Below are 8,098 nucleotides of genomic sequence, written 5' to 3'. Positions count from 1 at the left end.
CCCCTCCTCTCCCCCCCCCCCCCCCCCCCCCCCCCCCCCGCCCCCCCCCCCCCCCCCCCGCCCCCCCCCCCCCCCCCCCCCCCCCCCCCCCCCCCCCGCGCCCCCCCCCCCCCCCCCCCCCGCCCGCCGGCCCCGCGCCCCCCCCCCCCGCGCCCCCCCCCCCCGGGCCCCCCGCCCCCGCCCCCCCCCCCCCCCGCCCGCCGCCCCCCCCCCCCCCCCGCGCGGGGGGGGGCGCGGCCCGGCCCCCCCCCCCCCCCCGGGCCCCCCCCCCCCGCCGCAGGCGCCGGGCTCGGCGCCGGTTTAGGCTCGGGGGCGGACGGGGCCGCGGCGGGCGCGGCGGCCTCGCCGGAGGTGTCGACCATCAGGATCGGCATGCCCTGCGACACCCGCGTGCCCGGCGCCACCAGGATCTCCGCCACCACCCCCGCCACCGGCGAGGGGACCTCCATGGTGGCCTTGTCGGATTCGATGCTGATCAGGAGGTCGTCGATGGCGATCCGGTCCCCGGGCTTGACCAGGATCTCGACCACCGGAACGTCCTTGAAGTCGCCGATATCGGGCAGGGCGACCGGCAGGCTGGCACTCACGACGCTCTCCCCGAGACGGTTCTCGTTGTCCCGTCGCGCGCCCTCCCGTCGCGGGCGGCGCAGCGTCCGGAGCGCCACGCTTAGAGCAGGATCCGATCGCATTGCAATCGGATCCTGCTCTAGGCCATTGATTTTGCCGCATTTTCTTCGACGAACCGGCATCCGCTTCGTCGGAAGATGCTCTGGACCATTTCGCGACCGGGGGGAACCGTCGTGCTCGGCCTGAGATCTACCGCGCCTTGCGGGTCCGTTCCGGCAGGGCCGGGCGCAAGGAGGGGGCGGCGGCCGGGCGCAGGCGCGGGGAGGCCGGGCCGTGGGCCGGGCGGTGCTGCTCGGGTGTGGCGCTGTGCAGGGCCCCGTCGCTGCCGAGTATCGAGGCGACGAGGTCGCGGGCGGTCGCGGCGTCCATGGCGCGAAACAGCTCGGTCAGGCCGAACACCGCCTCGACCGAGCGGGCGATGGAGGGATCGAGGCGCAGGAAGATGAACACCGCCTCCTCCTCGGCGAGGTCGGCCGCGCGCAGGGCCAGCGCCAGGAGGTCGCGCCGCTCCGGCTCGGTGGTGCGGAAGCTCACGCCCGGCATGCCCAGGGCCTCACCGAGCGCCGCCTCGAACCGCTCCGGCTCGCCGCGGGCTGCGAAGGCGGTGAGCGCGGCGCCGGCCGCGCGCATGCCGGCCCGCCCCTGCGGCCGCAGGGCGGCGCGGGCAGCGACGCCGTCGCGGATCGCCGCCCGGCGCTCACGGTCCGCCTGCAGGTAGAGCGGCGCGAGGTCGACCGCCGGCAGGTCGCTGCGGGCGAGCAGCAAAGCGGCCAGCTCCGGCCGTCGGCGCGCCCGCTCCACCAGCCGCTCCAGGGCGGCGCCGGAGAGCGGCGCGGTCGCGTTGCGGGCGAGCGCCAGGTCGACATCCGGCTCGTCGCGCTGGCTCAGGTCGTCGACGAGGGCCCGGCCGAGATCGTGCCGCAGGGCGATGACCGCGTCGAGCTCCGGCCCGTTGCCGGCGGCGTCGAGCAGCGCCGTCGACAGGACCGGGCTCAGGGACAGAACCGCGTCGCGGGCGCCGCCGCCATGGGCGGCGAGCAGCGTCAGCACGCTCTGGGGCGTGTCGGCGAGAGGCGCCAGCTTCTGGGCGACGATCTCGGCGGTGGCGGAATCGACCGTCGGGATCAGCCCGCAGGCGAGCGACTCGAAGGCCCGGATCGTCGCGACGTCCCGCACGGGCGCGGCGCGAAAAAGGTCCGTCTGCACCCGCAGCAGGACGGGTTTCATGTCGAGACGCCGGTCTCGCGCGAGGTCGAGGAGGCCGGAGAGGTCCGGCGGAGCGTCGGCGGCGGAGCGGGCCATGGGCGATCGGGTACGCAGGACTGAAGACGACCCGGAGAATGCCGGGGCTTGCGTAAAGCGACGCTTAAGGCTGCGGGGAGCAGCCGGTTCCCGGCCTGGGGACAGCGGGGATCGGGCGCCGGTCCGGTCACCGATGGTTTACGCCACGGGCCGGCCAGGCCTCCGGACACGGTGATACGGGGGAGCGGCGGAAACAATCCATTAACCATGCGCGTGGTTTCGTCCCTCTCGTGAGGTCGCGATGGGCGGCGGTCCCGGGGGGACGTGCCGGAGGGACTTAGGCGGAGGCGGGAGAGCACACATGGTCGGCCCACAGCGGCGTCCCTCGGCGGACATCATCCTGTTCCCGCGCCCCGCGGCGCATTCGGGCGCGGTCGCCGGCGGTTCGGCCGATTCCCATCCGGCGGACGCGGTCCGCGGCACGATTCTGCTGTTCACGGGAGTGCGCTATGAGAGGCTGCCCGATCCCGCCGAGCCCGGCCTGCCCGCGCCCGAGCGGCGCTGCCGGCGCTGAGGCCCCGCGTTCCCCCATGCCGCGCCGCTCCCTGCCGCGCCGTCCGACGCCGCGCCTCGCCCTGCCGCTCGCCCTTCTCGCCGCGCCGTTGGTGGCGGCGTGCGTCCAGCAGGGCGATTTCGGCCGCCCGGCGCCCACCGCCTGGAACAGCCTGATCGACGCCGCCGGCATTGTCGCGGCGCACGAGCGCGGCGAGCCGGCCTCGCTGTTTCCCTTCACGGAGGACGAGCAGGCGTTGCGCGACCGCGCCTGGCGCTTCCTGATGCCGGCCCGGGAGCGCAGCGTCTTCGACGCCGCCCTCAACAACCTCACCCGTGCCCGGGTGCTGCCGGTGGGCTGGCGCCCCGCCGATCCGGCAGCCTATCTCGAGGCGATCACCGCCGGGCCGTTCCGCTCGGTGGTCTCGCGCTACCGGCGCCTCTCCGACGACTTGGTGGCGGATGGCCGCCTCATCCCGGCCTTCGCCGAGACGGCGTCGCGGGTGGTGCGGGCGGACCTGACGCGGCTGCAGAGCCTGCCCTTCATCACCACCCTCGACGACCGCGACGTGCGCAGCGCCGCGATGCGGGTGGCCGAGAACCGCTGCCTCATCGCCTGGGTGCGGCGCGAGACGGCGGCGCGCTCCGCCTCCTACCGCTACGCCCTCGAACACCTGCTGATCGCCGCCCCCGAGGACGAGGCGGTGGCGTCCGAGCGGGCCCTCGCCTTCCTGGATTCGCGCCGGACCCTGCTCGACCCGCTGCTGCCGGCGGATGCCGAGGCGCGCTGCGGCCTCGTGCCCGCGGAGCCGGGCGAGGTGGTGCTGGTGCGCAAGGGATGATACCGCCGCGCCTTCGAACGGACCCGTTCGAAGGCGCTGGCTAAGCCCGAACGGGCGTCGGCGCTGATGCGCCGGACGCCTTGGCATCGACGTGTCGATGCCAAGGCACAAGGGATAAAGAGATCCCTCCCGATCGCCGCGATCGTGAAGCGATCGCCCTACTCGTCCGGCCCGTCGATGGTGCAGGAGACCGAGCGGGCGGCCTCGTTGGCCTGGGCCTGCTGGCTCGGCAGGGCGGCGAGCACCCGCACGCTGACGAAGCCCTGCCGGCTCGGCGCGACGATGCGCACGTCGCGGTTGCGCTCGTCCTCGTCGGCGGTGGCGAGCGCCTCGTCGAACTGGCGCCTCGTCATGATGACGAGCTCGACCGTGCCGCGCAAAGCCGCCTGATCGGTGATGGCGTAGTAGGCGCCGCTGCGCCCGTGGAGCGCGATCGTCTCGACGAGCGGGCCGGTCTCGGCGGTGATCCGCACCGGGCCGTCGTCGAGGTCGTAGGCGCAGACGCCCACCGCCACCGCGGGGTCCTGCGGCGGCAGCCAGCCCTCCGCCGGCTCGGCCGGTCCCCCGACCTCGGCCGCGTGGATCAGAACCGAGGTGTCGTTGGCGAGCGTCGCGCGCGAGCGCGCCAGGGCGTCGCCGTCGGCGAGGTAGGGAATCGCCAGCACCGTCGCGACGTGCACGAGCCCGGCCAGGACGAGGCCGCACAGGGTGGCGAGGACGAAGCGGCCGAGCGGCGTCACGGGCAATCCTCCCGGGTGATCGAGGGCACGCCCTCGCGTTCGAGCACGCCGGTGCTCGCCGCCACCGGCGTGTCGTAGAGGCGCAGCACCAGCCGGATCGAGCCGTCGCCCGCGGGCATCGGCAGCCAGTTGCCGGGCTGCACGGCCGGGCTCAGGACCACGGCGAAGCGGCCGTCGCGGTCGCGCAGGACCTCCGTGGAGGTGAAGCCGGTGCGCGCCGGCGGCACGGCACCTCCTTGCGCCGGGTGGTCGGCCGCGTGCCCGCCCGCGTCCTTGGCGGCCGCTTTGGCCGCTTCCTTGGCGTGCCCGCGCCGCTCCACCGCCAGGGTCCAGGCCCGGGCCGGCGGCGTGGCGCCGGCGATGCGGTAGCGGCAGGAGGGATCGAGCCTGCGCCCGGCATCGTCGGTGAGCGCGGTGAGGAGCAGGCCCTCCCCGAGGGCCAGCGGCACCTCGCCGGTCCGGGCATGGATCGCCCGCACATAGGGGTCGGCCTCGCGCGAGCCGATCTTCGGCCAGGCAGTCCAGGCGTTCAGGGTGACGCCCCCGAACGGGTAGCGCCCCCGCGTCGCCCAGTTGGCGCTGGCGAGGCCCAGGACGGCGCCGAGCGCCAGGGCGTAGACTACCAACCCGACGGTCCCGACCCCGCGCAGGCGCGCCGCCCGCCGCAGCCGCCGCGGCAGGGATCGGGGCCATGGGGACGCGGCGCGCCCGGAGGCCGGAAGGGCGACTTTCTCGATCAGCATCGTGGGCCCGTATCTAGCCCAGGTCGGGCGGAGCCCGAACGGGATTTTCGCCCGATCGGTTTTTTTCGCGCTGACATGTTTGCTGCTCTGACTCGGGCGCGAGCGAGGCCCCCGGATCTGGATCCCGCGGCGGCCGTCACCGCGTCAGGCGCGCGTACTGCGCATCGAAGGCGGCTTCAAACATGCGGATCTTGAGATCCTCAACCTCGTTCCGGTCGAGGATGGCGAACCGCTCCCGCGAGTGGTCGCGCGGGCCGCTGCCGGCGAAATTGGCATCGCCGCGCTTCATCCGCTGGGCGAATTCCTCGTAGGTCTTGCACTGGTAATGATTGATCTGGATCGTGTCGTGGACGATCCGGTTGCCGTAGCCGCGGACGTACATCTCGAACTCCTCGAGATCCGACAGGACCTTGCGGCCTTCCGAGGTGGCGATGTCGTGAATGTGCGGATCGACCGCGAGGTGCGTCCTGGCGAAGGTCTTGAAGTGGCTGTGGCCGCTCCAGTTCAACTCGGCGCCCCGGACGAAGGTCTTGGTCACGAACGCGTAATCCGGCGAGGTGCGGCCGCCGGACCCGAAATTGCGCCAGTTGACGTGGACGCTCGCGATGTCGTCCGGGACGCGGCCGAGGAAGGCCTGGACGCTGCCGTCGGCGAAGGGCAGCAGGAACTCGTCGATGTCGAGGAAGATGATCCAGGGCGTGCGCACGAGTCCGAGGGCGTGCCTGTAGGCGGTGATCTGCGGCGAGGAATTCGGCACGGAGGGCCACGGCACCAGCGACACCCGGGGCTCCCGCCGCGCGATCCTCGCGACGATCCGGTCGGTGTCGTCGGTGCTGTCGTTCGAGAAGACCAGGATGCGGTCGAACCCGACGGCGAGGTTGTGGGCGATCCACTCCGTGATGTAGCGGCCCTCGTTCTTGGCGATCGCCGCGACGGTCGAGAGGTCCGGCGGCCGCTTGCCCGGTTTGAGGATCGTCGCGAGGCAGTCGCGCACCGATCGCGGCCAGGCCGTCGCGCGGCCGTCGCCCGCGGCGGACAGCGTGCGGTAGAGGGGGGTATCCTGGATCCGGCGCGCCAGGCGCGTCTCGAGGAGGCGATCCAGCCACCGGTCATGCTCGCGCTGTTTCGTTGGTTCCAAAGCCACTGCACCAGAAAGGAAGGAGGCCCGCCCGCCGTCGATGGCGACGGCCCGCGGTGATCCAAGCAAATCTCAAAGAGGCGTCGATCCAGATCCGAGAGCGCGGCCGCAGCTCATATGATCTTCTCGTGCGTCGAGGACCATTCGGCGACCAGCGCCCTGGCGGCCGGGTCGTGGTCGAGCAACCGGCCGTGCTGGACGGCGAGATCGTGGAGATACCCCATCAGGGTGCGGACGGTCTGCATCTCCCGGTCGATAGGCCGGGTGTAGCGCAGGTCGCCGCCCTTGTACCGCATCGGATCGTGAACGAGATCGGGGCTCTCGTTCTTGCGCGTCATGAACCATTCATTGCGCAGCAGATCCTCGGGGCGGTCCTTGATGACGTAGTACGGCGCCTTGTAATGGTAGCTGGACCCGGAATTGATGACCTCCGAGCCGGCGGCCAGCACCTTCGACCAGCCTTTGAGGAACTTCGCCGCGGTCTGCAGCGCGTAGCGCTCGGAGAAGTGCGCCAGCCAGAGATCGTTCTCGACCACGCAGGAGGAGGTCACCGCACCGTCGACCAGCACGTCGTGCGAGCCGTTCGCGATGGCGACAGTCTTGCCGCGGATCCGCCCGCTGGCGATCACCTTGTAGTTCTGCGTCGGCGCGTTGCGGTGCGTGGTGCGCCGCGGCACGACGATCTCGTTGTAATCGTCTTGCCGCGTATACTCGTAATTGACCATCGGGACCTTGACGCAATGCGGGTCCCGCAGGAAGCGTCGGAGACTGCCGAGATAGGCGTGCAGCCCCGCGGGGATCTTCCGGTCGTCGAGGAACTCGTCGGCATCGACGAACAGGACCCAGTCCGCCCCATGGGCCTTGACCGCCTGCTCATACAGGAAGGTATTGAACGAGATCTCGTTGTAATGAACGGATCTGTTCTGGAAGACGGTGATGCCGAGGCCTTCCTCGGCAAGCTTGCGCAGGATCTCGACCGTGCCGTCGTTGCTGCCGTTATCCATGAAGACATGGTGCGAGACGAAAGACGCCGTATGCCTGACGAAGGCTTCGATGATATCAGCTTCGTCGAGGACTCTTGTTGCGGCGACAATTCTCATATACCGTCCTCAACCGTGCGTCGCGTGCGCGGCACCGGGTGGTATCAGGTTCCGTTCGCCGATGGAAGATGTCCCCCAGAGACCGCATTCCCGCACTGCGCAAGCCATGTCATCGCGTCCCGCGTGAAAGACGATCGCCAGATCGGGGTTCGTATTGTCCGGTACACTGGGCCATCGAGGCGGGCCGTGGAGCCGGGATGCCGCACCGGCGGCCCGGGATCGCGCGAGGGAGCACGAGAGGTCGAGCCTGGATGAGTGCGGGTCCCGTTTTTCATAAAGACATACCCACGCATTACGCCAACCTGATGATGCAATACATGGTGGCCGTGCGGTTGAAGGCTCTCGTGCCGCACCTGCGGTTGTCGAACTTCATGCTGCCGTACTGGAACATCACGCATCCGGTCATCGATGCGGCGGCGTCCGATGCCGTCTGCGTGCTCGATGAGGAGCAGCACGTCGACCTGGGCCGGGTGTCGTATCTGGCCGGCAACCGGATCTTCGACCGGTTCGACTGGCGCGGATACGGCCAGCGGCTCGAATATTTTCCCCCGGTGACGCAGGCCCGCCCGCTCTTCCAGCGTCCGGACATCACGGTCCCGGTCTTCGACGGCGACGCGGTGGTCTGCCCGGTGCGGGGCGGCGAGATCCTCGATGCGCGCCATCCGGGCTATACGATCGTGCCGGTCGATTTCTACGCCGACGTGATCGAGGAGATGGGGTGGCGCCCGGTCTTCACCGGCCAGACCGACGATACGCTCTACATGCGCGCGCTGAAGGACCGGTTTCCCCGCGCCGAGATCGTGCCGCATCGCGGGATCCTGGAAGATTTCTCGATCATCCGCTCGGCGGCGAACGTGATCCTGTCGGTCAGCACCTTCGCCTGGCTCGCCGCCTGGCTGTCCGAGGCCAGGACCATCGTCCTGCCGGTCTACGGCATGTTCGATCCCGCTCTCTACCCGGCCCACGACCTGCTGCCGCTGGGCGACGCGCGCTACCGCTTCTACCGCCTGCCGCAGCAGCCGGCGGTGCCGCTCCACGAACTCCTCGAAGTCCATGCCCGGATGAAGGGGCAGTGGCATCCGGTCGGCCTGCAGGACCTCAGGCGGCGGTGACG

The 8,098-nt window shown here is 71.4% G+C and carries 9 protein-coding genes; 3 read left to right on the top strand and 6 right to left on the bottom strand.

What is annotated here, in order from left to right; translation table 11 throughout:
- A partial coding sequence (locus ABZT49_RS34330) for a biotin/lipoyl-containing protein (RefSeq protein WP_407943603.1) occupies window positions 1-689 on the bottom strand: 689 nt, incomplete at its 3' end.
- Between the two features lie 127 nt (window positions 690-816).
- Window positions 817-1,929: a DUF2336 domain-containing protein gene (locus ABZT49_RS30925; protein ID WP_355291996.1), complete on the bottom strand. Its 1,113-nt coding sequence runs from the start codon at window positions 1,927-1,929 to the stop codon at window positions 817-819.
- A 301-nt stretch (window positions 1,930-2,230) separates the two neighbouring features.
- Here ABZT49_RS30925 and ABZT49_RS30920 point away from each other — a divergent pair, with 301 nt between their 5' ends.
- Entirely contained in the window at window positions 2,231-2,443 is a 213-nt protein-coding gene (locus tag ABZT49_RS30920) for a hypothetical protein (RefSeq protein WP_355291994.1), read from the top strand.
- Between the two features lie 16 nt (window positions 2,444-2,459).
- Window positions 2,460-3,263: a hypothetical protein gene (locus tag ABZT49_RS30915; RefSeq protein WP_355291993.1), complete on the top strand. Its 804-nt coding sequence runs from the start codon at window positions 2,460-2,462 to the stop codon at window positions 3,261-3,263.
- Window positions 3,264-3,421: 158 nt separating this feature from the next.
- Here the strand turns inward: ABZT49_RS30915 and ABZT49_RS30910 are convergent, their stop codons facing one another.
- The 4 genes from ABZT49_RS30910 to ABZT49_RS30895 all read right to left on the bottom strand — a co-directional run bounded on the left by ABZT49_RS30910 (window position 3,422) and on the right by ABZT49_RS30895 (window position 6,984).
- Window positions 3,422-4,003: a hypothetical protein gene (locus tag ABZT49_RS30910; RefSeq protein ID WP_355291991.1), complete on the bottom strand. Its 582-nt coding sequence runs from the start codon at window positions 4,001-4,003 to the stop codon at window positions 3,422-3,424.
- Window positions 4,000-4,746, bottom strand: coding sequence for a DUF1214 domain-containing protein (locus tag ABZT49_RS30905; RefSeq protein ID WP_355291989.1), 747 nt, complete (start codon window positions 4,744-4,746; stop codon window positions 4,000-4,002). The genes ABZT49_RS30910 and ABZT49_RS30905 overlap by 4 nt, the downstream gene beginning before the upstream one ends.
- A gap of 136 nt (window positions 4,747-4,882) precedes the next feature.
- Window positions 4,883-5,884 (bottom strand): glycosyltransferase family 2 protein, encoded by a 1,002-nt coding sequence (locus ABZT49_RS30900; RefSeq protein ID WP_355291987.1) that lies wholly within the window; start codon window positions 5,882-5,884, stop codon window positions 4,883-4,885.
- 113 nt (window positions 5,885-5,997) lie between these two features.
- Complete coding sequence (locus tag ABZT49_RS30895) at window positions 5,998-6,984, bottom strand: glycosyltransferase family 2 protein (protein WP_355291985.1); 987 nt, start codon at window positions 6,982-6,984, stop codon at window positions 5,998-6,000.
- A 251-nt stretch (window positions 6,985-7,235) separates the two neighbouring features.
- On the opposite strand from ABZT49_RS30895, the gene ABZT49_RS30890 reads away from it, so the two are divergent.
- The gene (locus ABZT49_RS30890) at window positions 7,236-8,096 is read left to right on the top strand and encodes a hypothetical protein (protein WP_355291983.1); all 861 of its coding nucleotides are present in this window, start codon (window positions 7,236-7,238) and stop codon (window positions 8,094-8,096) included.
- The last annotated feature ends 2 nt before the right edge of the window (window positions 8,097-8,098 follow it).

Origin of the sequence: Methylobacterium sp. EM32 (genome assembly GCF_040593685.1) — a bacterium.
Lineage (GTDB): Bacteria > Pseudomonadota > Alphaproteobacteria > Rhizobiales > Beijerinckiaceae > Methylobacterium.
The sequence above is the reverse complement of the archived record's forward strand: the minus strand, read 5'-3'. Positions and strand labels throughout refer to the sequence as shown.